Below are 22,090 nucleotides of genomic sequence, written 5' to 3' on the forward strand. Positions count from 1 at the left end.
GTTTATTTTGAGTTTTTATAAATTTACTCATATATTTTTACTTCCCAATGACCAGATTTTAGACTTCCAACTCTACTTATGATATTTTCATCTTTTAACTTTTTAATTACTTTTTTTATACCTGATTCACTCATAGAGAGTTTTTCCATCAGTTCATAGATAGTGATTTTACTATTTTCTTTCATAAGTGCTAAAACTTTTTGGTCACTTTTATAGTTACTTTTTTGGTCACTTTTTAAAGTAGTTTGGATTGATTTAAATATCGTTTCAAGCATAAACTCAATAAATGGCGTACTCTCTCCAAGTTCTGTTGAATCTTCTATTGCTTTATAGTACTCTTCTTGATAATCTCTTACTATACTTTCAGTTGGTAGAAGTGAAAAAATTGGATTAAACCTATTTAAAATCACACTTTGCCAAAGTCGCCCAATACGACCATTTCCATCTGAAAATGGATGTATAAACTCAAACTCATAGTGAAAAATACAAGATTTTAAAAGCATATGTTCATCACTATTTTTTAGCCATGAAAAAAGATTTATCATAAGTTCATTTACCATGTTTGCTTGAGGGGCTATATGCTCACCCACTTTTACATTTACACTTCTAAAACTTCCAGCAGTTGTAAGTATCTCATCCATTAAGATTTTATGAGCCAGTAGTAAATCATCTAACTCATCGTATCGAAACTCATCTAGTTTTTCATAGGCTTTTATAGCTCCTTGAACTTCTGCTAATTCTTTTACTGTTCCTAAAACTCTTTTTCCATCTAAAATAGCTGTAATTTTTTCCTCACCTAAAAAATTTCCCTCTATTTCCAAAGTACCTGCTAATGTTTTGATACGATTCTTTTTTCTTAGCATTGGGTTTATTTTTTGGGTACCTGTGAATTGAAGTTTTGTAAGTTCTTCACTAATTTGCGTTGAAAGTTTTAGTATTTTTGAAGTTATTTTGTATGGTGGAGTGTAGTTAGTCATTTTTACTATCTTCTTTTTGAGTAATAAGATAACAAGCGTATCTTGTAAGCATAATATCTTCTATCTCTCTTTTTACATCTGAGTCAATTTCGACCATTTTCGCCAAGTGGTGAAAATGGTCTGATATTTCTATACTAGAGTTTTTATAAGCTGTTTTTGCTTCTTGTTTTTGAGTTAGCTTATCCATCTATTTTCCCTCGTTTTAAAGAAACTGCTGTCATATTTTCACTCTCACTTCCCCACTCAAAAGCTTTGGCAAGCAGGTATCTCTAAAGTTTTCAAGTGTTTGGATTTGTTCGATATTTTCTATAATTTTTTGATTAAAACTATTATGTGCCATTATGCCATCCTTTTTCATAGTTCCAATTATAGTATTCAGTTAAAAATTTATAAAAAATATCAATAGAGTTTTCTACATCTTTAATAGCTTTTTTTAATTTATTTTCATCAAAATTTAAGTCCATAATGCTTGAATGGATAACTTTATGTCTTTTTTGAACCAATTCATTAATAGACTCAAATAATTTTGTTTTTCTGTTTTTATAAGGTTTTGATAGTAATCCTTTTATATCAATTTTAGAATCTATTTTTTGAAAATGCTTTGAAATCAACTCTATATTTTGGAAAGACATACTTTCTGTTAATGACTCTTCAATCGATAATTGTTGATTTGAAATTTTTATAAGATTTTCAGTACCAATACGATTATTATCTTTAAAAATCTTTTCTTTATTTTCTGAATACTTTAATAACGCAATGTATGTTGATTTAAAATAATCCTCCATTACTGAAATAAGATATGGGAGCAATAAATTATTTGATAGAATTTTTGGATTCATATTATCCATAATCCATAAACCACTTTTTTCAAAAGAATGTGCAAATTGACGATTTTGTAAATAAATTGATACCTTTATAATATTCATTCCAAAAGTTTGAAACGCTAAATGACAACCTGATTGTGGTGGAGTTGATGGCATTTTGTCGGGTTTTAATATTTTATTTTTTCCTTCATCAGTAACAAAATATCCACCAAAATAATCTCTAATTCCTAAAACTATATTATTTTGATGCATTAAATCATAATAACTTTTTGATATACTAGTTCTAGTATAGACAATTATTTGTTCATTTTCTCTATAAATACTCAGCTCTACTCCAGTCCAAGATTTATAATCATTATTTTCAAACCAAGAAAAATCCGCAATTCTATCTTTTTTTGACCTACTGTGTCCATAATACTTCACAAAATTATTTAATTGCAGATATTTGAAAAGTTTTTCAAGTTTTAGTTCTTTAGGTAAAAAATTTTGTGTTTCATAACTCATATTTTCACTCTCACTTCCCCACTCAAAAGCTTTGGCAAAAGTGTATCTCGTAAGTTTTCAAGTGTTTGAATTTGTCTTGAATTTATTTCTAATTTTTCCATTATTGGATTAAATTGTTCAGTCATTTTATCTAATTCATCTATATTTGGTACTAAACAAATAGCTTCACCTAAATCACTTCTTTTTATATGTCCCATAGTTGTCGCATGTTCAGAAGCTATATCTATAAAATTATCAAGATGATATTTACACCATTGATAATAAAACCATTTTGGATAATCTTTTGATATTACTTTAAAAAGATGTTGGTTTAAAACACATTTATCACCATTCCAAATTTTAACCATAAGCGAAGCAGACCAAGCAAAAATCACATCACCATTATTTACGATGTTTTCAGGTTTTACATCAGATGTTGCATAATCTGAATTTTCACTAACACCATCTTTTAAATCTTTGATTTTTAGTACTGGTAATTTATCAATATCATTTTTTGGTGGAAATTTCTGACAAGCTAAACCATTTAAAAAATCTGCTATTTTACTAAGTGGTTTTTCCTCCCACTCCTCTTTTGCTTCTTCGATAAACCATTGTCTAAAGAGAGTTTGGGCAAGGGATTCTAGGGTTTGGTTTTGACGATGAAGAAGGTCAATCTTATCATCAAGGCTACTTAACACTTCTGCTATTGCTTTTTGTTCTTCAAGAGGTGGAAGGGAAATTGGCATATTTTCAATATCACTTTTAGAAATATTTGCTTGATTCGCACTTCCTGAAGATTGACTTGCTAAATAGTCATGACTAGCATCATCTTTCAAAAAATAGTAAAGAAAATCATTAGACATATTTTCTCTAGCTTTTATTTTTGCGACTCTTTGGTTTAAAAATGCCAATTCACCAAGTTTATATTTAGAAACTTCTCCTACAACTTGTGTTATTGCTTGTGGATGATTACCTGTTAAAGCAATTAAAACATCATTTTTTTGTATTAGATATTTTTCTAAATTTTTATCAAATAAATGAAATTGAACAGCTTTTAGATTCACATCACCATTGGCTACATTTTTAATTTTAACAACTGGTAATGAATTTTCAATTTGTTCTTCAAGAAAATTTTGTGATTTAAAAGCATAGCCATTAATTACTTCTATACATTCCCCTAACTTACACTCTCTCCTACTCATCACCCACCACCTTCAAATCTTCATTTTGAAACTGTGCTTCTATCTCTTCGATACTTGGCAACGATGACTTATACTCCTTTGGCAAGATTTCTGTAAGTTCGTATTGGCTTATCCCTAAAGGTTTATTTATATCTTTGAGTGCATACTCTACAACCAAATCATTTTTTGATTTGCATATAAGTATTCCTATAGTTGGATTATCATTTATATCTTTTATCTCTCCATCAACTGCCGATGTATAAAAACTTAGCTTTCCTGCGAACTCTGGTTTGAACTCTGTAGCTTTTAGTTCTACTACCACATAACATTTGAGCTTGATATGATAGAAAAGCAAATCTATCCTAAACTCATCACCACCAACAATTAGCTTATATTGTCTACCAACAAAGGCAAATCCACTTCCAAGTTCTAGTAAAAACTTAGTGATATTTTCAGTGAGGGCATTTTCTAGCTCTTTTTCTTGATACCCTTTTGTAAGAGACAAAAAATCAAAACTATAAGGGTCTTTTGTAATCTCTTTTGCCAAATCTGATTGAAGAGGTGGAAGAGTAGCTTCAAAATTTGTGATGGCTTTGCCATCTCTTGCATAAAGATTTGTTTCTATTTGGTGTATAAGTACACTTCTGCTAATACCATTTTTTATGGTATTTTGTACATAATATAGAGCTTCTTGCATATTTTTGCATTTTTGGATAATAGCAACATTGTGTCCCCAAGGTATTTGTAAAATTTGTGAAACAACTTGTTTTGTATTTTCTATGCTACTTTCGCCAACAAGTTGTTGGCTTTTTGTACTTTCCAATTCGCCCACAGCTTGTTGCCAAAATAAAAACCATTGCCTAATGTTTTTTATATTTGTATAAGAAAAGCCTTTTACATCAGGAAACTCTGCACTTAAATCAATACTAAGTTGCTGTAAAAATCCACTTCCCCAAGTACTGTTTTTTTGTTTTTCTACAATCTCATTTCCAAGATTCCAATAAAACTCTAACAATGTACTATTTACTTGTATTGATGCTTTTATTTGAGAGCTTTGAAACTTTTGTTTTATCTCATTTAACCACTGTTTATATTCAGTAGTAAAAGAATTTTGAAGTTGTTTATCGCTCATCAACTGCCACCAAATTAACTTTTACAGGAAAGTTTGCTTCGCAACCGCTATTCGATACTTTTGCTAGATTTGCTAATATTCTATCATTTAGGCTTTGTTCTTCTTTCATTTGATTTATTAGTTCATTTTGTAGGCTTTCAAATCTCTCTTTAAAATCAAACTCATCTTCACTATCTTCAAGTCCTACATATCGCCCAGGAGTTAAAACATAGTTTAGTTCTCGCACCTCTTCTAAAGAGGCACTTTTACAAAATCCTTTTATATCTTCATAGTTTTCTTTTACTTTCCAGTTGTGATAAGTTGAAGCTACTTTCTCTATATCTTCAGGGCTAAAATCTTTGTTTCTTCTATTTATCAAATGCCCTAGGTTTCTTGCATCTATAAATAAAATATCATTTCTAGCTCTATTTTTTTTGATAAACCAAAGACAAGCTGGAATTTGAGTGTTGAAAAAGAGTTTTGCAGGAAGATTTACTATACAATCAACTAGATTATTCTCTATTAGTTTTTTTCTTATCTCTCCCTCGTTGCTTGAGTTACTTGTCAAACTTCCTTTTGCTAGTACAAACCCAGCTATTCCATTTTCAGATAGTTTTGAGAGCATATGAAGAATCCAAGCATAGTTTGCATTTGATGTTGATGGTACACTATATCCAGCCCATCTTGGGTCATCTAGTAGCTCATTTACACCTCTCCACTCTTTTTGATTAAAAGGTGGATTTGCCATAATATAATCAGCTTTTAAATCAGGGTGTTGGTCTTTGAAAAATGTATCAGCAGGAACAGCTCCTAGATTTGCAGATATTCCACGAATAGCTAAGTTCATCTTTGCTAGTTTATAAGTAGTTGCAGTGAACTCTTGCCCATAGATAGAGATATCTTTTTTATTTCCTTTGTGAGCTTCTATAAACTTCAAAGATTGAATAAACATCCCACCACTTCCACAAGCAGGGTCGTAGATTTTTCCTTTGTATGGTTCTATCATATTTGCAAGTAAATTTACTATTGATTTTGGAGTATAAAACTGACCTCCAAGTTTACCCTCTGCAAGTGCAAACTCACCTAAGAAGTATTCATATACACGCCCTACTACATCATGACCTTTATCTTCTATTGTGTTGATATTGTTGATAGTATCTATAAGACTTGAAAGTTTACTCACATCAAGACCAAGCCTTGAGAAGTAGTTATCAGGTAGTGCACCTTTTAAGCTAGGATTGTTTTTTTCTATGGTTGCAAGAGCTGTATCTATTTTAAGCGCTATATCATCTTGTTTTGCATTTTGTTTTATGTATGACCATCTTGAAATTTCAGGAAGATAAAATACATTTTCCATAGTATAAAACTCTACCATATCAATAAATGCTTCTTTACCCTCTGAGAGTAGTTTTTCTCTTCTCTCTTCGTAAGTGTCACTAACAAACTTTAAGAATATAAGACCTAAAACAATATGTTTATACTCGCTTGATTCTACACTTCCTCTTAGTTTGTTTGCACTCTCCCAAAGAGTCTCTTCCATAGATTTTTGATTTTTAACTGATTTTTCTTTTGCCATATATATAAAAAGTCCCTATTAAGTAATTATTGCTTTTATTTTAGCTAAATAGAATTAAAGAGGATTAAAAAGTAGTAGATGAATTTTTTAAATTAAAAAGTGGTACGCCTGGTAGGAGTCGAACCCACAACCCCTCGGGTCGAAACCGAGTATTCTATCCAGTTGAACTACAGACGCACTTAAAAATTAGGATTGAAGTTTATCCTAATTTTGCTTAAAATTTTTAGAAGAAGATATTATCTAAAACGATTAAAAAGAAGAATACAATCCCCAAGTATCCATTTACAGTAAAAAATGCTCTATCTATTTTTCTAAAATCTTTATTTACTAAATAGTGTTCATAACTAAGCATCAAAGCACTTATAACAACTGCGAAATATGCAAAATATGAACCAGATGAATAAATCACAAACAAAAGCCAAAAAACAACTGTGAAAAAGTGAAAAATTTTTGAAAATAGCATTGTCTTTTTTGCACCAAATTTTGAAGGAATAGAGTGAAGTCCTAGTTTTTTATCCACATCAATATCTTGTAGTGAGTACAGCAAATCAAACCCAGCAACCCAAAACATAACTCCAATACTTAAAAGTATCACCCAAAAAGGAATAGATTCACTAACAGCAACAACTCCAGCAATTGGTGCAAGAGCCAAAGATATTCCCAAAATTATATGTGCTAAATATGAAAACCTTTTAAAGTATGAGTATGAACCAATAATTACTAAAATTGGAACAGATAAAATAAGTGCCAAACTATTTACAAAATATGCTACAACAATAAATGCTATTGCATTAAAAATAACAAATGCCAACATTGAGTTTGCACTAATTCTTCCATCTACATTTGGACGATTTGAAGTTCTTGGATTTAAACCATCGATATCTCTATCCATGTATCTATTAAATCCCATTGCAAAGTTTCTTGCAAATATTGCACACAAAGTTCCCAAAACCAAAAGTTTAAATCCAAACCAAGGTGTCTGATTTACCTGTGAAGATGATACAACCATTGCTATAAATATAAATGGCAATGCAAAAACAGAGTGCTGAAACACTACAAGTTCACTAAAATCTTTTATTTTTTTTATTAATTTTTCCATGGGCAAAATATTATCTAATAATGATTAAATTAATGCTTTTTCGTTATAATCCAAGCAAAAAAGGCAAATTTATGAAAAAATATCTTACTTTAACTCTTTTTATACTTTTTTTCACATCTTGTGCAACAAAAATTGAAAATGAACAAAATGCTACAAACAAAAAGACAAACTCTGAACTAATAAAAATTTTAGTTGAAAAAGAGAAAGAGATAAATAGCCTTAAACTTGAGCTTGAATCTTATAAAAAAGTTGATTAAAAAATGAAAGAGATTGCAATTATTGGAACAACAGCATCTGGTAAAACAGCTCTATCACTTGAACTTGCAGACAAAACAAACTCTATAATACTCTCGCTTGACTCTCTTTGTGTTTATAAAGAGATAGATATTGCAAGTGCAAAACCAACAAAAAAAGAGCGAGGTGATATAGTTCATTTTGGAATAGATGAAGTTTTTCCAAATGAGAAGTTTGATGTTGTTGAGTTTTTAAATTTGTATCAAAATGCAAAAAAATTTGCACAAAAGAATTCAAAAAACCTTATTATTGTTGGTGGAACTGGTTTTTACTTAAAAGCTTTAACAGATGGTTTAAGCCTTGGTTTTAACTCAAATGTAGAGTTAGATATGAGTTTAAATGATACTTATAATTTGCTTTATAGTTTAGATAAAGAGTATATGCAAAAAATTGATCCAAATGATAGATATAGAGTTCAAAAAGCCTACTCTATTTATAAACAAAGTGGTTTAATCCCAAGTCAATACTTCAAAGAGAATCCAAAAGTTGCACTAAGTGCAGATTTAAAAATATTTGAGATTTTGTGGGAAAAAGAAGAGCTTGCAAGTAGAGTTGCATTGAGAACAAAAGCTATGATAGAAGCTGGCTTAATTGATGAGATTATATATTTAGAGAAAAAATATACAAGATTGCCAAATTGTATGTCTAGTATTGGAATTGTTGAAACATTAGAGTATCTTGATGGCAAAATAGATAAAAAAGGTTTAGAAGATAAAATTATTCAAAATACCTTAAAACTTGCAAAACGACAAAACACTTTTAATAAAGGTCAATTTGAAAATAGAGTTTCAAACATAATTTCTAGCTTAAATTCAGAGATTATTAAGTATTTTAAGATATAATCGCAAGTTCAAAAGTTTGGTAAAGGACTTGCAAGGACTTGATCTTTTTCCAAACGCTTAATTTTAAAAAGGAAAATGGAATGAAAAAAGATATTCATCCAGATTACAAAGTATGTCAAGTTTCTTGTGCATGCGGAAATAGCTTTGAGACAAAATCAAATACTGAAACTCTAAGAGTTGATATTTGTTCTTCTTGTCACCCATTCTTCACAGGAGAGCAAAAACTTGTTGATGCTGCTGGAAGAGTTGAGAAATTCAAAGCTAAATATAATATGGCAAAATAGTTCTATATTATGTTGCGCTTAGTTCCAACACCAATAGGAAATCTTGATGATATTTCAAAAAGATCTCTTGATGCACTATTGGAAGCGGAACTAATTTTTTGTGAAGATACAAGAGTCACAAAAAAACTTCTAAATCTTCTAAGTGAAAAATATAACTTAGATTTTTCAAATAAAGAGTTCAAATCTTTTCACTCTCACAATGAAGCTGATGTTTTAAAAACTATTTCAAAAGATACTTTTTCTAAAAATGTTGTTTATTGTAGTGATGCTGGAATGCCTTGTATTAGTGATCCTGGTTCAACTTTGGTTGAGTGGTGTATAAAAAATGGTGTTTCTTATGAAGTAATTGCTGGAGCAAATGCACTTTTAACAGCCTTTGCTATGAGCGGATTTTCAAGTAGTGAGTTTACATTTTTTGGTTTTTTAGATCACAAAGGTGCAAGTAGGGCATCAAAACTAGAAGAGGTTTTAAGAAGTCCTAGAGTATCAATTTTGTATGAATCTCCACATAGACTTTTAAAACTACTTGAAGAGTTAAATACAAAAGATCCAGATAGAACAATATTTTTAGTAAAAGAGATTAGTAAGTTTTATGAAAAAAGCTATAAAAATAGTGCTAAAAAGCTATATGAAGAGCTAAAAAACTGTGAGATAAAAGGTGAATGGGTTGTTGTAATTGAAGCCAAAGAGAAAGTTGGTTTTAATTTAGACTTAGATGATATTCTTCCACTTGAAATTGCTCCAAAAATAAAAGCAAAGCTAATTGCAAAGCTTACAGGAGCAAGTGTAAAAGAGGTTTATCAAGAAATATTGGATAAAATCCAAAATTAATTTAAACGAGACAAAATGATAATTTACGGAAAACAGATAGTTTTATATGTACTAGAAAAACATCAAGATTTAATAGAAGAGATTTTTTTATCAAAAGAGATTGATAGTAAACTTTTTTCAAGATTTGCAAAACTAAATAAAAAAATTCATAGAGTTGATAATCAAAAAGCTCAAGCTTTGGCAAAAGGTGGAAATCATCAAGGGCTTATTTTAAAACTTAGTGATTATGTTTATACACCTCTAAAAGATATTAAAAATATGAATTTTATAGTTGTTTTAGATGGTCTAACTGATGTTGGAAATATTGGAGCAATTGCAAGAACTGCTTACTCTTTGGGAGTTGATGGAATGATTGCTTCAAATATAAAAACAGTAAATAACTCTGGAACTATAAGAACAAGCGCTGGAGCACTTCTTGATTTACCATTTTGTATTCATCCAAGAAGTGTTGATTTAGCAAGTGAATTAATAGATGCTGGATTTACACTAATTGGTGCAACAATGGATGGAGTTGATCTAAAAAAATATGGAAAAATAGAGCAAACAGATAAAGTTGCACTATTTTTAGGAAATGAGGGTGAAGGAATAAGTCCAAAAGTTGCAAAAAAATTAGACTTGAAAGTTTCAATAAAAATGGAGCATGAGTTTGACTCACTAAATGTAAGTTCAGCTGCTGCTATTTTAATTTATAACCTAAAAAGATAGGAAGATTTATTATGAAAAAAATACTATTTACGATTATTCTAGCACTAAGTTTAAAAGCAGATGTAAACCAAGCTATTTATAATATGATAGATAGTGAAGATTATAATACTCATCTAAACCTAATTAATCATATATTCAAAGATCAAAGCAACTTTTATAAAGATGGAAATATTGATTATATAAAAATTAGTGAAGAGTTAGATAAAAATGGACTTTTAAAACTAAATTATGATGAGATTAAAAATATTGAAGTAACTTTCACATTTAGCTCAAGTCCAAAAAAATCGTTTAAAAATATAACTGATATCTTAAAAGCTATTGGAAATCAACATTTTATAACAAAAAATCAAGCAACAAATGGTGAACAACTTTTTTGGAGTATAAAGTTAAAAACCGCAGCCGCCATTAATCCTCTTAGATTATCTTTAGAGCTTCAAAATGCAAATTGTAGAGTTTTAAAAATAAGAAGAGAGGCTGAGGATAAGTGGAGTTATTTTATAGATTCAAGTAACTCAACACTATATAAGGTTGAAGATTTAGTAAATAATAGCTCTTTATCATTAAGAAAGCCAACAAAGCCATATATGATTGAGCTTTCAAACTCAGAGATTTTATCTATAGAGACAAACAACAGAACAATTTGGCATCCAAATGTTGTTTTCTATGATAATGAATTAAATATTTTAAGAGTTTTTGAAAAAGAGAAAAGATATTCTAATTTAAGATTAAATGTTCCTAGTGAGGCTAGGTTTGTTAAAATTGATGATTTTTATGCCCTAACAAATATAAGAAATGGGCTTAATATTACTAAGGAGTAATAAGATGTTTGATGAAATTGAATTTGAAAGAATGAAAAGACTTCCAAACTATGTATTTGCAGAAGTTAATGCTATTAAAATGGAAGCTAGACGTGCTGGTGTTGATGTAATAGATTTTTCTATGGGAAATCCAGATGGAGAGACTCCAAAACATATTGTTGATAAATTAAAAGATGCAGCTAGTAAGCCAAAAAACTATGGATATAGTGCTAGTATTGGAATATATAAATTAAGACTTGCTATTTGTAACTGGTACAAAAGAAAATATAATGTAGATTTCTTAGACCCAGATAAACACGCTTGTGCAACAATGGGTTCAAAAGAGGGTTATGTTCATTTAGTTCAAGCTATTGTAAATGTTGGAGATGTTGCTGTTGTTCCAGATCCTACTTATCCAATTCACTCTTATGCTTTTATGCTAAATGGTGCAGCTATTCATAAATTTGAGTTAGTATTTGATAATGAGTTTAAAGTAGATGAAGAGTTGTTTTTTAAAAATCTTCAAAAAACAATTGATGAGTCAATTCCAAAAGTAAAATATGTAGTTGTAAACTTCCCACACAATCCATCTTGTGCAACTGTAACTCCTGAGTTTTATACAAAACTTGTAGCTATGGCTAAAAAAGAGAGATTTTATATAATCTCTGATATTGCGTACGCTGATATTACATTTGATGGATATAAAACTCCTTCAATTTTCCAAGCCAAGGGTGCTTTAGATGTTGCTGTTGAGTGCTTTACATTAAGTAAATCATACAATATGGCTGGATGGAGAGTTGGTTTTGTTGTTGGAAATGAAAAACTTGTTGGTGCTTTAAAAAGAATTAAATCATGGCTTGATTATGGAATGTTTGCTCCAATTCAAATTGCAGCAACAGTTGCACTTGATGGTCCACAAGATTGTGTTGATGAGATAGTTGCTAAATATGAAAAAAGAAGAGATGTTATGCTTCAAGCATTTGCTGAAGCTGGTTGGGTTATGGATAAACCAAATGCATCTATGTTTATTTGGGCAAAAATTCCTGAAAAAGCACAACATTTAGGAAGCTTAGAGTTCTCTAAACAACTTCTAAGAGAGGCTCAAGTTGCAGTTAGCCCTGGAATTGGATTTGGTCACTATGGTGATAAATATGTAAGAATTGCACTAATTGAAAATGAAAAAAGAATTAGACAAGCTGCAAAAAATATAAAAAGATATTTAAAAACATTAGAGTAAAAAATTATTAGAATATTAGATTCCTTTTAAATAGGAACTAGTCAAAAGGATAGGTAAATGCTTAAAGTTGGAATTATTGGTGTTGGAACAGTTGGAACAAGTGTTGCAAATATTTTAATAGATAATAAAAATATTATAACAGCACGAGCTGGAGTTGAGATTGTTCCACACATTGGTGTAGTTTCAAATTTAGATAAAAAAAGAGATGTTAGTATTAAATTAACTACAGATATAAATGAAGTTTTAGAAGATGATAGCATTGATATTGTAGTTGAGCTTATGGGTGGAATTGAAAAACCTTATGAGATTGTAAAAAGAGCTTTAGAAAATGGTAAAGCAGTAGTTACAGCAAATAAAGCACTTCTTGCTTATCATAGATATGAGCTACAAGAGCTTGCAAGTGATACGCCATTTGAGTTTGAAGCTGCAGTTGCTGGTGGAATTCCAATAATAAATGCTTTAAGAGATGGTTTAAGTGCAAATAATATCAAATCTATTCAAGGAATTATGAATGGAACTTGTAACTTTATGCTTACAAAAATGATAAATGAGGGTGCTAGTTATGACCAAATTCTAAAAGAGGCTCAAGAGCTAGGTTATGCAGAAGCAGATCCTACTTTTGATGTAGGTGGATTTGATACAGCTCATAAACTTTTAATTTTGGGTTCAATTGCTTATGGAATTGATGTAAAACCTGAGGAGATTTTAATTGAAGGTATTCAAAACATCTCTAAAATTGATATAGAGTTTGCAAAAGAGTTTGAATACAATATAAAACTGCTTGGAATTGCAAAAAAAGTAGGAAATGAAATAGAGTTAAGAGTTCATCCTGTTTTAGTTCCTCTTGATAAGATGATTGCAAAAGTTGATGGTGTTATGAATGGTGTTTCTGTTGTTGGAGATAAAGTAGGGGAGACTATGTATTATGGAGCAGGAGCTGGTGGTGATGCAACTGCTAGTGCTGTTATTGCAAATATAATTGATATTGCTAGACGAGGGAAAGGCTCTCCTATGCTTGGTTTTGAAAAACAAGTAGGAACTCAACCAACTTTAATGGCAAAAGATGATATTAAAACAAAATATTACCTAAGACTTGAAGTAGCTGATAAAAGTGGAACTTTGGCAAAAGTTGCAAAAATATTTGGAGACAATGATATATCAATAGAGAATATGATGCAAAAATCTCTTAAGCGTGAAAAAGCAAATCTACTTCTAACAACTCACACTTGTGTAGAAAAAGATATTAAAAAAGCTATTGATGAACTTGAACACTCAAAGGTGGTTTTAACAAAACCAGCTATGATAAGAATAGAGGATTGATATTAAAGAGTTAAGATTTAAAATCTTAACTCTTACAAAAGCTACTTTCTTTGAGCCTCTACATCAATTTTAATTTTTACCTCTTCAGCAACTGCAACACCACCAAGTTCAATAGCCTTGTTCCATTTTAGACCAAAATCAGTTCTATTTATTTTTCCTTCCATAGAAAAACCAATTTTATCTCCTAAAATAGCTATATCTTCAACCTCTAAAGTTACTTTCTTTGTAACTCCTCTAATAGTTAGATTTCCTGTCATTTTTCCATCATCACCATCTGCTTTATATGATGTCATCTCAAATGTCATTTTAGGAAATTTATCACTAGCAAAGAAATCATCACTTCTTAAATGATCATCTCTTTTTTCAATCCCAGTATAAATTGATGTTGTATCAATAGTAGCTTTCAAATTTTTAAAAGTTCTATTTTTCTCATCAAAATCAATCATAGCATCGTAAGTTTTGAAATTACCATGAACATTTGTAATCATCATATGTTTTACTGTAAATCCTACATTTGAGTGTGCATTATCTACTTTATACTCTGCAGCTCCCAATAAAGCAGTTGCTAATACTAAACTACCTGTTATTTTTGTTAATAAATTCATTTTTGCTCCTTATAGTTAAATAAGTTCAATAATATATGCTTATAGTTAACATAAAATTAATATATTTTAGATGTTGATATTTATAAAAAGTTTTGATTTTAAATTGTATTGTAGTTTAAAAAGATGGGGCATAGCCCCATTAAAAAAGTAGGATTAGAAGCTTCTTCTTGGTCTACTATCTCTTGGCTTATCCTCTCTAGGTTTTGCCTCATTAACTCTTAGAGTTCTTCCTTCTGCTTCTTTACCATTTAATGCTTCAATAGCAGCATTACCAGCAGCAGAATCTTCCATTTCAACAAATGCAAAACCCTTAGATCTTCCTGTCTCTTTATCCATAATAATTTTTGCACTTTTAACTGCACCAAACTTAGCAAATGTTGCTTCTAAATCTTTATCGTTCATTCTGTACGATAAATTACCTACGTAAATGTTCATATTTTTAATCCTTTGAAAAAGTTAGTTATTATGCCTTAATATTTTTTCTAAATCAAGAGTTTTTAAAATTTTTTTCCAAAGCTTTTAAAATTCTTATTTTCACCTCTTCAAAGCCTAAAACAAAAATAATATCATATACAGAAGGTGCTTGTGTAGTACCTGTCAAAGCCAATCTTATTGGTTGAAAAATTTGTGGAAATTTAAGACTTTTTTCTTCTATAAAAGGTTTTGTAATTGCTTCTAATTTTTCAACACTATCAAAAGAGTTTAGATTTTTTTCTAAAAGTTGTAAATACTCTTTTAAAACTTCACTTGTATCATCTTTGATAAATTTTTTAACTCCAGCCTCTTCATATAAAGTAGGCTCATCTTTAATATCTAAAATTGATTTTTTTAGTTCCAATAGTGTGTTTGCTCTTTGTTTTGCAAGGTTTAAAATCTCATCTTTTTTAGAATAATTAGTTAAATCTAAATCAAAAAATTTCAACTCTTCAACTAATCTATCATTTGAAACAGTTTTTATATACTCACTATTTAACCATAAAAGTTTTTCAGCATTATAAGCTGATGCTGATTTATTTATATTTTTTGGATCAAATAGTTCTAGCATCTCTTTCATACTAAATATCTCTTGATCTTTATTTGACCAACCAAGTCTTACTAAGAAGTTTAATAAAGCTTCTGGTAAATATCCTAGTCTTTTATACTCCATAACATCCATAGCACCATCTCTTTTTGAGAGCTTTTTACCTTCTGGATTATTTATCATAGGTACATGATAAAAGTTTGGATGTTTTACACCTAAAGCATTATAAATAACAATCTGTTTTGGAGTATTTGATAAGTGATCATCGCCTCTAATTACATCTGTCATCTCCATTAACATATCATCAATAGTTACAACAAAGTTATATGTAGGCATTCCATTTGATCTTGCAATTACAAAGTCATCAACAAACGAGGCATCAAACTTCATATCACCTTTTACACCATCAACAAATCTAATCTCTCCTGTTTTTGGAGCTTTGATTCTAATAACTGGCTCAATTCCTTCTGGAATTTGTGGTAAAACTTTACCATCTTCAGGTCTCCATGTCTCATCATATCTTGGAGTTTGTTTTGCTGCTTCTTGAGAGGCTCTTAAAGCATCTAACTCATCTTTGCTCATATAACATTTATATGCATTTCCATTTTCAAGTAGTCTGTTTATATACTCTTTATAAATCTCTGTTCTTTTTGATTGATATTCAACCTCTCCATCATAAGATAAACCAACCCAATTAAAAGCTTCTATAATAGCACCCAATGCCTCTTCACTATTTCTTGCTAAATCTGTATCTTCAATTCTAAGTCTAAAAGTTCCACCATTTTTTCTTGCCCATAAATAACTATATAAAGCCGTTCTTAATCCACCAATATGTAAATATCCTGTTGGACTTGGTGCAAATCTTGTAACTGTCATATTAATTCTCCTCATCTTTTTCATTTTTTTTATTATGTATATAAAATCCAATTCCACTTGAAACTACTACTACTACTATAAAAATTAATAAACCTATCTCAAGAATTGCCATTTTCATCCTTTTTAATATCTTTCTCTCTTAATTGTCCACAAGCTGCACTTATGTCTAAACCTTTTGACTCTCTAATTGTACAAATAACACCTTTGCTATTTAAAAAATCTTTAAATCTCATCATATCAGTTTCAAGAGGTCTTTGATATGAAGTTCCAGCATATGGATTAAAATATATTAGATTTACTTTTGCTTGAATTCCATCTAGTAGTTTTACAAGTTTTTTTGCAGCATCTAAACTATCATTTTTATCTTTTATAACCAAATATTCAAACATAACTTTTTTTCTTGTATCAACTGGAAACTCTTTTACAGCTTCAATAATAGATGCAATATTATAAGCTTTATTCATAGGAATAAGCTCACTTCTTAACTCATCATCAACAGCATGAAGTGAAATAGCAAGTTGTATTTGTAAATCTTTAATACCAAGTTTTTTAATCTTGCTTGCAATTCCTGAAGTTGAAACCGTTTGTCTTCTTCTACTTATTGCTAAACCATCAAGTTCTGAGAAAATCTCAACAGCTTTTACAAAGTTATCAAAATTATCAAGAGGTTCACCCATTCCCATATAAACAATATTTAAAGCCTTGTTTTCAGCTATTTCATTATCTCTTTTTATATGAACAATTTGAGCTATATACTCTCCAACTGTAAGATTTCGCACAAATCCACCACGTGCCGTTAAACAAAAACTACATCCAACTTTACATCCAACTTGACTAGAGATACAAACTGTATATTTTTCACTTCTTACAATTTGTCCATCTTCATCAATTTTTTTATCTTTCATCAAAAGTAAAACTGCTTCAATTGTATGATTATCTCTTAATTTAAAAAGATATTTTATGCTTCCATCACTACTTTGCTCTTTTTTTATAACTTTTAAAATATCAATTGGATAGTTTGTTTTTAAATCTTCAATCAACTCTTTTGGAAGATTTTTCATATCTTCATAAGAGTTTGCATATTTTTTATAAAGCCAATTATAAACCTGTTTTGCTCTAAATGATGGCTTTAATATCTCTTTTAATTCATCTAGTGTGTAGTCATATATTGATGACTCATCAAATTTTGCCACTATTTTGCCTCTTTTATTATATTTTTATCTTCTAAATATTTTACTAATCTGTTCATTGCTTCTTTATGATTTTTTATAAAATCACTATGTGCATTCTCATTTGTATAGTTTGTAACAACAAAAATACCAAAAGCTGGTATTTCAAACTCTTTTGCAACACTTAATACAGAAAAAAACTCCATATTTTCAAGTTCGACATTGTATTGTAAAAAATCTTTTGATAAAATTTGATTTGTACTTATATAGTTTGAACTATTTACAATAACTTCACTATTTGTCAAAGCTGTATCAATTCTAACTGCATTATCTATTGGTGTATATGCAAAATTTTGCAAAAAGCTTAACTCTATGTTTGAAGAGTTTTTTGACTCTACAATATCAAAAATATTGTGATTTCCATAACTTCCAGCACTTCCAATAAATAAAATAAACTCAGGTCTATTAAATAGACAAATTTTTGTTAAGTTCATTGCGCTTTCAACCAAACCAACTCCAATTGCTTTTGTAAAAGAAAAGCTCTCTTGTTTTCCTGCACTAACTATCATTTACAATCCAAAATATAATTTGTATTAATTTTAATATTTTGTTCACTTCTTATTGGTGTAATATCCATATTTTCACTATTTGTTGAAAATGCTACAGCTTTTACTCTAGAAAAATTATAATTACCATCTTCATTAATTATTACACTTTTTATTTCACATTTTTTTGAGCTCTTTTTAGATATCTCTTTTGCATAATCTTCAATCCAAAGTATAGATTCTAATCTTAAGTTATCAATAATTTTATTTTGTAATTTTTCACTAACATCCCAAGATAAATTAGATATATTTATTTTTATATCACTCTTTTTTTGACTATCTTTAAATGCCAATAAATCGGATAAAAAACTATTTATTATAGATGAATCTTTTGATTCTACTACAAAATTTATAGTTGCTATAAAACCTTTGAAATATGGCTTATTCTCTATGTACTCATATTTTGGTGTCAAATTATAATTTGTATTTTTTAATGTAATATTTTTTGTATTCTTTAAATAATCATTAAATTTCTCTATCTCTTTATTTGCACTGTTCTCATTTTCTTTTGTAACACTTATATTTACTGTTGATGATAATATATCAGGCTTTAAACTCTTTGAAAAACTATTATTAAAGTTTAATTCATAAGAGAGAGCAAAAATAGGCAAAAGAAGTAGAAGCTTTGATACTCTTTTCATCTATAACCTAACATTTACATTATTCTCTTTTAGATATTTTTTTAACTCCATAATATCAACCTCTTTAAAGTGAAAAATTGAAGCAGCCAATGCAGCATCAGCACCAGCTTCAAAAGCATCTTTAAAATGTCTCATATTTCCAGCTCCACCACTTGCAATTACTGGAATATTTACAATTTTTGAAATCTCTTTTGTAATTTCTAAATCAAAACCACTCTTAACTCCATCTGTATCCATAGAAGTTAATAAAATCTCTCCAGCACCTCTACTTTCTACCTCTTTTGCCCAAGAAATTGCATCAAGTCCTGTATCTTCTCTTCCACCTTTTACAAAAACATGGTATGAACCATCTGATACTTTTTTAACATCAATTGCCACAACAATACATTGGCTTCCAAATCTTTTAGCTCCATCATCTATTAAGTTTGGAGTTTTAACAGCACTTGAATTTATAGAGATTTTGTCACAACCAACATTTAATAAAGCGTAAATATCATCTAAATTTCGTATTCCTCCACCAACAGTTAGTGGAATAAATACCTCACGTGCAACATTTTTAACAATATCTACAATAGTTCCTCTATTTTCTACACTTGCACTAATATCTAAAAATGTTAACTCATCAGCGCCTTCATCGTTGTATCTTTTTGCAATTTCAACAGGATCTCCTGCATCTTTTAGACCTACAAAGTTTACACCTTTAACTACTCTTCCATTATTTACATCCAAACATGGGATTATTCTTTTTGTTAGATTATTCAAGTAAAATTCCTTAAAAATTAGTAATAAATATTACCTAAATGTAAGTTAAAAAAAGATATACTCCCAACTTGATGGAAAAAGTAAAAGCAAAAAAAGAGTTTGGTCAAAACTTCTTAAAAGATAGTACCGTTTTAGATAAAATCATCCAATCGATGCCCCATAACAATAATCATATTGTAGAAATTGGGCCTGGCTTAGGTGATTTAACTAAGAACTTAGTTAAATACAAAGATGTGACAGCTTATGAGGTTGATACCGATTTAATCGGTATCTTAAAGTCGAAATTTGCAAAAGAGATAGAGAGTAATAGATTCACCCTTAAACATATAGATGTTTTAAGAGCTTGGGACGAGCTGAAATCTTTACATGATGGTAAATATGATTTAATAGCAAACTTACCATACTATATCGCAACAAATATTATATTAAGAGCTTTTGAAGATGAACTTTGCGAACACATTATTGTAATGGTTCAAAAAGAGGTAGCAGAGAAATTTACTGCAAAAGTAAATGATAAAGAGTTCTCATCTTTAGGGATAATTACTGAACTTATCTCTAAAGATTCAAGAATTCTTTTTGATGTTCCACGTGAAGCATTTGACCCAATGCCTAAGGTTACATCTTCAATTCTTTATATAAAAAAAGATTTAACTAAAAAGATTGATAAGGATTTAAATAGATTTCTAAAAGTTTGTTTTGTGCAACCAAGAAAAAAACTATCAAAAAATCTAAACTCAATCTTAGATAAATCTCAAATTGAGACTCTATTTGAAGAGTTATCAATAAACGACAATCTACGACCTCATGAACTTTCATCATCTTTGTATAGCCAAATGCATACAAAGGTAAAAGAATGGAAGAGATAAAAAAAGAAGAAAATAGCACTACACAACAAGAAACTTCTTTAGTTGAAGTTAAAAAAAGAGAGTTTAAACCAAGAGCTCCTAGACATCAAAATAACAAAGAAAATCAAGAAAACAGTGGCTCAATTGAGCAAGATGGTGATAAAAAACCTCATTTCAAAAAGAGAAGACCAAATAATAAACCTAGATTTATTAATAAAGATATGCCAACAAGTGGTGATGGATGGACAAATGATCTTAAAAAATCTTATCTTATAAATGAAAAAATTCATAAAGATAGATTAAATCCTCACTATAAGCTCAATTTAAACACAAATGCCAAACTTAGAATTACTCCACTTGGTGGATTAAATGAAATTGGTGGAAATATGATGGTTGTAGAGACTGAAAATGAAGCAATCGTTGTAGATGTTGGTATGAGTTTCCCTGACGGTGAGATGCATGGAGTTGATATTTTAATTCCAGATTTCTCATATCTTAGAGAGATAAAAGATAAAATTGTTGCAGTAATTATTACTCATGGTCATGAAGATCATATTGGAGCTATGCCATATCTATTTAAAGAGATGCAGTTTCCTATTTATGGATCTGCACTTCCTTTGGAGATGATTGGTTCAAAATTTGATGAGCATAAAATGAGAGAGCATAGATCACTATTTAGAGCTATTTCAAAAAGAGTTCCTATTAAAATTGGAAATGATTTTGAGATTGAGTGGATGCATATTACTCACTCTATTATTGACTCATCTGCAATTGCAATTAAAACAGCCGCTGGAACTATGATTCACACAGGTGATTTTAAAATAGATCACACACCTTATGATGGATTTCCAACAGATATTCACAGACTTGCTCACTATGGAGAAGAGGGGGTTTTAGTTTTAACATCTGATTCAACAAACTCTCATACTCCAGGGTTTACAAAAACAGAGAAAGCTGTTTCTCCTACTTTTGAAAGAATTTTTTCAACAGCAAAAGGAAGAGTTATTATGAGTACATTCTCTTCAAATATTCACAGGGTTGCTCAAGCTATTGAAAAAGCTTTAAAATATGGTAGAAAAATCTGTGTTATTGGTAGATCTATGGAAAAAAATTTAGATATTGCTATGAGCTTAGGATATGTAAAATTCCCTAAAGATCAATTTATTGAAGCACATGAAGTTGGTAAATATAATGATAATGAAGTAATGATAGTGACAACAGGAAGTCAAGGTGAATCAATGAGTGCTCTATATAGAATGGCAATTCATGAACACAGACATATAAAAATAAAACCTGAAGATCAAATAATATTATCTGCAAAAGCAATTCCTGGAAATGAGGGAAGTGTATCTGAGATAATAAATCATCTACTAAAAGCTGGAGCAAATGTTGCATATCAAGATCATACTGATATTCATGTTTCTGGACATGCTGCTCAAGAGGAACAAAAGCTTATGCTAAGACTTGTTAAGCCTAAGTTCTTCTTACCAGTTCATGGAGAGTATAATCATGCTTTAAAACACGCACAGACAGGAATTGATTGTGGAATTTTAGAGAGAAATGTATATATTATGAGTGATGGTGAACAAGTTGAAGTAACTCCAAAATATCTTAAAAAAGTAAGAGCTGTAAAAAGTGGTAAAGTTTATATTGATAATCAACTAAATCATAAAATATCTGATGATGTCGTAATAGATAGACAAACAATGGCAAAAGAGGGTATTGTTATGATTGTTGCCCAAATAAATGAAAATGATAGAACAGTTGCTGGTAAACCAAAAGTTGCATCATTTGGACTTCTTTCAGATAGTAAACAAGATAGAAATTTTGAAAAAGAGATTGAAGATATTTTAGCTGTATTCTTAGCCAATGCAAAACCAGGAATCTTTAAAAATAGTAGAATTTTAGAAGATGAGCTTAGAAAAGTTGTTAGAAAACATTGTGTAAGAAAATACAAAAAATACCCAATGATCGTTCCTACTATATTTGTTCAATAAGGAAATAA

Annotated in this window: 24 protein-coding genes, 1 tRNA gene and 1 pseudogene; 10 read left to right on the plus strand and 16 right to left on the minus strand. The window is 29.7% G+C overall.

Annotated features, from left to right (window positions below):
- Positions 1–23: 23 nt before the first annotated feature.
- The 9 genes from WC168_RS02360 to mqnP all read right to left on the minus strand — a co-directional run bounded on the left by WC168_RS02360 (position 24) and on the right by mqnP (position 7,251).
- The gene (locus tag WC168_RS02360; RefSeq protein ID WP_372617320.1) at positions 24–977 is read right to left on the minus strand and encodes a Fic family protein; all 954 of its coding nucleotides are present in this window, start codon (positions 975–977) and stop codon (positions 24–26) included.
- On the minus strand, positions 970–1,164 hold the full coding sequence (locus tag WC168_RS02365) for a hypothetical protein (protein ID WP_372617322.1): 195 nt from the start codon (positions 1,162–1,164) through the stop codon (positions 970–972). The genes WC168_RS02360 and WC168_RS02365 overlap by 8 nt, the downstream gene beginning before the upstream one ends.
- A 30-nt stretch (positions 1,165–1,194) precedes the next feature.
- Entirely contained in the window at positions 1,195–1,317 is a 123-nt protein-coding gene (locus WC168_RS02370; protein WP_372617324.1) for a hypothetical protein, read from the minus strand.
- Positions 1,307–2,305 (minus strand): hypothetical protein, encoded by a 999-nt coding sequence (locus tag WC168_RS02375; protein WP_372617326.1) that lies wholly within the window; start codon positions 2,303–2,305, stop codon positions 1,307–1,309. Before WC168_RS02375 ends, WC168_RS02370 begins: the two co-directional genes overlap by 11 nt.
- Positions 2,302–3,486 (minus strand): restriction endonuclease subunit S, encoded by a 1,185-nt coding sequence (locus WC168_RS02380; RefSeq protein WP_372617328.1) that lies wholly within the window; start codon positions 3,484–3,486, stop codon positions 2,302–2,304. The genes WC168_RS02375 and WC168_RS02380 overlap by 4 nt, the downstream gene beginning before the upstream one ends.
- Positions 3,479–4,597 carry a YhcG family protein gene (locus WC168_RS02385; protein ID WP_372617329.1) on the minus strand — a complete coding sequence of 373 codons (1,119 nt, stop codon included), beginning with the start codon at positions 4,595–4,597 and terminating at the stop codon, positions 3,479–3,481. The genes WC168_RS02380 and WC168_RS02385 overlap by 8 nt, the downstream gene beginning before the upstream one ends.
- The gene (locus WC168_RS02390; RefSeq protein WP_372617330.1) at positions 4,587–6,152 is read right to left on the minus strand and encodes an N-6 DNA methylase; all 1,566 of its coding nucleotides are present in this window, start codon (positions 6,150–6,152) and stop codon (positions 4,587–4,589) included. The genes WC168_RS02385 and WC168_RS02390 overlap by 11 nt, the downstream gene beginning before the upstream one ends.
- Positions 6,153–6,252: 100 nt before the next feature.
- Positions 6,253–6,329: transfer RNA gene (locus WC168_RS02395), tRNA-Arg, on the minus strand.
- Positions 6,330–6,375: 46 nt separating this feature from the next.
- Entirely contained in the window at positions 6,376–7,251 is an 876-nt protein-coding gene (mqnP, locus tag WC168_RS02400; RefSeq protein WP_372617331.1) for a menaquinone biosynthesis prenyltransferase MqnP, read from the minus strand.
- 71 nt (positions 7,252–7,322) lie between these two features.
- On the opposite strand from mqnP, the gene WC168_RS02405 reads away from it, so the two are divergent.
- From WC168_RS02405 to WC168_RS02440, 8 genes are all read left to right on the plus strand, one after another.
- Positions 7,323–7,508, plus strand: a complete 186-nt coding sequence (locus WC168_RS02405) for a hypothetical protein (RefSeq protein WP_066160754.1) — start codon at positions 7,323–7,325, stop codon at positions 7,506–7,508.
- A gap of 3 nt (positions 7,509–7,511) precedes the next feature.
- Positions 7,512–8,387 (plus strand): tRNA (adenosine(37)-N6)-dimethylallyltransferase MiaA, encoded by an 876-nt coding sequence (miaA, locus tag WC168_RS02410; RefSeq protein ID WP_372617333.1) that lies wholly within the window; start codon positions 7,512–7,514, stop codon positions 8,385–8,387.
- An 80-nt stretch (positions 8,388–8,467) separates the two neighbouring features.
- Positions 8,468–8,671, plus strand: a complete 204-nt coding sequence (rpmE, locus tag WC168_RS02415; RefSeq protein WP_066160748.1) for a 50S ribosomal protein L31 — start codon at positions 8,468–8,470, stop codon at positions 8,669–8,671.
- 9 nt (positions 8,672–8,680) lie between these two features.
- Complete coding sequence (rsmI, locus tag WC168_RS02420) at positions 8,681–9,502, plus strand: 16S rRNA (cytidine(1402)-2'-O)-methyltransferase (RefSeq protein WP_066160745.1); 822 nt, start codon at positions 8,681–8,683, stop codon at positions 9,500–9,502.
- A gap of 15 nt (positions 9,503–9,517) precedes the next feature.
- On the plus strand, positions 9,518–10,207 hold the full coding sequence (gene rlmB, locus WC168_RS02425) for a 23S rRNA (guanosine(2251)-2'-O)-methyltransferase RlmB (RefSeq protein ID WP_129098513.1): 690 nt from the start codon (positions 9,518–9,520) through the stop codon (positions 10,205–10,207).
- Between the two features lie 11 nt (positions 10,208–10,218).
- The gene (locus WC168_RS02430; protein WP_372617336.1) at positions 10,219–11,025 is read left to right on the plus strand and encodes a hypothetical protein; all 807 of its coding nucleotides are present in this window, start codon (positions 10,219–10,221) and stop codon (positions 11,023–11,025) included.
- A 4-nt stretch (positions 11,026–11,029) separates the two neighbouring features.
- Positions 11,030–12,241, plus strand: a complete 1,212-nt coding sequence (locus tag WC168_RS02435) for an LL-diaminopimelate aminotransferase (protein WP_066160736.1) — start codon at positions 11,030–11,032, stop codon at positions 12,239–12,241.
- A 57-nt stretch (positions 12,242–12,298) separates the two neighbouring features.
- Positions 12,299–13,561 carry a homoserine dehydrogenase gene (locus WC168_RS02440; protein ID WP_066160733.1) on the plus strand — a complete coding sequence of 421 codons (1,263 nt, stop codon included), beginning with the start codon at positions 12,299–12,301 and terminating at the stop codon, positions 13,559–13,561.
- Between the two features lie 41 nt (positions 13,562–13,602).
- Here WC168_RS02440 and WC168_RS02445 read toward each other — a convergent pair whose 3' ends face one another.
- The 7 genes from WC168_RS02445 to hisF all read right to left on the minus strand — a co-directional run bounded on the left by WC168_RS02445 (position 13,603) and on the right by hisF (position 19,240).
- Positions 13,603–14,166: a YceI family protein gene (locus WC168_RS02445; RefSeq protein WP_109158173.1), complete on the minus strand. Its 564-nt coding sequence runs from the start codon at positions 14,164–14,166 to the stop codon at positions 13,603–13,605.
- 153 nt (positions 14,167–14,319) lie between these two features.
- Positions 14,320–14,601 carry an RNA-binding protein gene (locus WC168_RS02450; protein ID WP_066160714.1) on the minus strand — a complete coding sequence of 94 codons (282 nt, stop codon included), beginning with the start codon at positions 14,599–14,601 and terminating at the stop codon, positions 14,320–14,322.
- 52 nt (positions 14,602–14,653) lie between these two features.
- Entirely contained in the window at positions 14,654–16,063 is a 1,410-nt protein-coding gene (gltX, locus tag WC168_RS02455) for a glutamate--tRNA ligase (protein WP_319084857.1), read from the minus strand.
- Positions 16,064–16,161: 98 nt separating this feature from the next.
- Positions 16,162–17,256: a 23S rRNA (adenine(2503)-C(2))-methyltransferase RlmN gene (gene rlmN / locus WC168_RS02460; protein ID WP_372617339.1), complete on the minus strand. Its 1,095-nt coding sequence runs from the start codon at positions 17,254–17,256 to the stop codon at positions 16,162–16,164.
- A complete protein-coding gene (locus WC168_RS02465; RefSeq protein WP_066160707.1) occupies positions 17,256–17,801 on the minus strand; it encodes a purine-nucleoside phosphorylase in 546 nt (181 codons plus the stop codon). The genes rlmN and WC168_RS02465 overlap by 1 nt, the downstream gene beginning before the upstream one ends.
- Positions 17,798–18,478, minus strand: coding sequence for an SIMPL domain-containing protein (locus WC168_RS02470; RefSeq protein ID WP_372617341.1), 681 nt, complete (start codon positions 18,476–18,478; stop codon positions 17,798–17,800). The genes WC168_RS02465 and WC168_RS02470 overlap by 4 nt, the downstream gene beginning before the upstream one ends.
- Positions 18,479–19,240 (minus strand): imidazole glycerol phosphate synthase subunit HisF, encoded by a 762-nt coding sequence (gene hisF, locus WC168_RS02475; protein ID WP_066352117.1) that lies wholly within the window; start codon positions 19,238–19,240, stop codon positions 18,479–18,481.
- 71 nt (positions 19,241–19,311) lie between these two features.
- Between hisF and rsmA the strand changes: the two are divergent.
- Together rsmA and WC168_RS02485 are read left to right on the plus strand one after the other, a co-directional pair.
- Positions 19,312–20,122, plus strand: a pseudogene (gene rsmA, locus WC168_RS02480) (16S rRNA (adenine(1518)-N(6)/adenine(1519)-N(6))-dimethyltransferase RsmA).
- On the plus strand, positions 20,094–22,082 hold the full coding sequence (locus WC168_RS02485) for a ribonuclease J (protein ID WP_372617343.1): 1,989 nt from the start codon (positions 20,094–20,096) through the stop codon (positions 22,080–22,082). Before rsmA ends, WC168_RS02485 begins: the two are co-directional and overlap by 29 nt.
- The last annotated feature ends 8 nt before the right edge of the window (positions 22,083–22,090 follow it).

The sequence above is a fragment of the Aliarcobacter sp. genome (genome assembly GCF_041672065.1).
Classification (GTDB): Bacteria; Campylobacterota; Campylobacteria; order Campylobacterales; family Arcobacteraceae; genus Aliarcobacter; species Aliarcobacter skirrowii.

Bases quoted from the DNA above. Each gene is read 5' to 3' on its own strand.
- WC168_RS02360 (WP_372617320.1), bottom strand. From the start codon at position 977: ATGACTAACTACACTCCACCATACAAAATAACTTCAAAAATACTAAAA.
- WC168_RS02365 (WP_372617322.1), bottom strand. From the start codon at position 1,164: ATGGATAAGCTAACTCAAAAACAAGAAGCAAAAACAGCTTATAAAAAC.
- WC168_RS02370 (WP_372617324.1), bottom strand. From the start codon at position 1,317: ATGGCACATAATAGTTTTAATCAAAAAATTATAGAAAATATCGAACAA.
- WC168_RS02375 (WP_372617326.1), bottom strand. From the start codon at position 2,305: ATGAGTTATGAAACACAAAATTTTTTACCTAAAGAACTAAAACTTGAA.
- WC168_RS02380 (WP_372617328.1), bottom strand. From the start codon at position 3,486: ATGAGTAGGAGAGAGTGTAAGTTAGGGGAATGTATAGAAGTAATTAAT.
- WC168_RS02385 (WP_372617329.1), bottom strand. From the start codon at position 4,597: ATGAGCGATAAACAACTTCAAAATTCTTTTACTACTGAATATAAACAG.
- WC168_RS02390 (WP_372617330.1), bottom strand. From the start codon at position 6,152: ATGGCAAAAGAAAAATCAGTTAAAAATCAAAAATCTATGGAAGAGACT.
- mqnP (WP_372617331.1), bottom strand. From the start codon at position 7,251: ATGGAAAAATTAATAAAAAAAATAAAAGATTTTAGTGAACTTGTAGTG.
- WC168_RS02405 (WP_066160754.1), top strand. From the start codon at position 7,323: ATGAAAAAATATCTTACTTTAACTCTTTTTATACTTTTTTTCACATCT.
- miaA (WP_372617333.1), top strand. From the start codon at position 7,512: ATGAAAGAGATTGCAATTATTGGAACAACAGCATCTGGTAAAACAGCT.
- rpmE (WP_066160748.1), top strand. From the start codon at position 8,468: ATGAAAAAAGATATTCATCCAGATTACAAAGTATGTCAAGTTTCTTGT.
- rsmI (WP_066160745.1), top strand. From the start codon at position 8,681: ATGTTGCGCTTAGTTCCAACACCAATAGGAAATCTTGATGATATTTCA.
- rlmB (WP_129098513.1), top strand. From the start codon at position 9,518: ATGATAATTTACGGAAAACAGATAGTTTTATATGTACTAGAAAAACAT.
- WC168_RS02430 (WP_372617336.1), top strand. From the start codon at position 10,219: ATGAAAAAAATACTATTTACGATTATTCTAGCACTAAGTTTAAAAGCA.
- WC168_RS02435 (WP_066160736.1), top strand. From the start codon at position 11,030: ATGTTTGATGAAATTGAATTTGAAAGAATGAAAAGACTTCCAAACTAT.
- WC168_RS02440 (WP_066160733.1), top strand. From the start codon at position 12,299: ATGCTTAAAGTTGGAATTATTGGTGTTGGAACAGTTGGAACAAGTGTT.
- WC168_RS02445 (WP_109158173.1), bottom strand. From the start codon at position 14,166: ATGAATTTATTAACAAAAATAACAGGTAGTTTAGTATTAGCAACTGCT.
- WC168_RS02450 (WP_066160714.1), bottom strand. From the start codon at position 14,601: ATGAACATTTACGTAGGTAATTTATCGTACAGAATGAACGATAAAGAT.
- gltX (WP_319084857.1), bottom strand. From the start codon at position 16,063: ATGACAGTTACAAGATTTGCACCAAGTCCAACAGGATATTTACATATT.
- WC168_RS02465 (WP_066160707.1), bottom strand. From the start codon at position 17,801: ATGATAGTTAGTGCAGGAAAACAAGAGAGCTTTTCTTTTACAAAAGCA.
- WC168_RS02470 (WP_372617341.1), bottom strand. From the start codon at position 18,478: ATGAAAAGAGTATCAAAGCTTCTACTTCTTTTGCCTATTTTTGCTCTC.
- WC168_RS02485 (WP_372617343.1), top strand. From the start codon at position 20,094: ATGGAAGAGATAAAAAAAGAAGAAAATAGCACTACACAACAAGAAACT.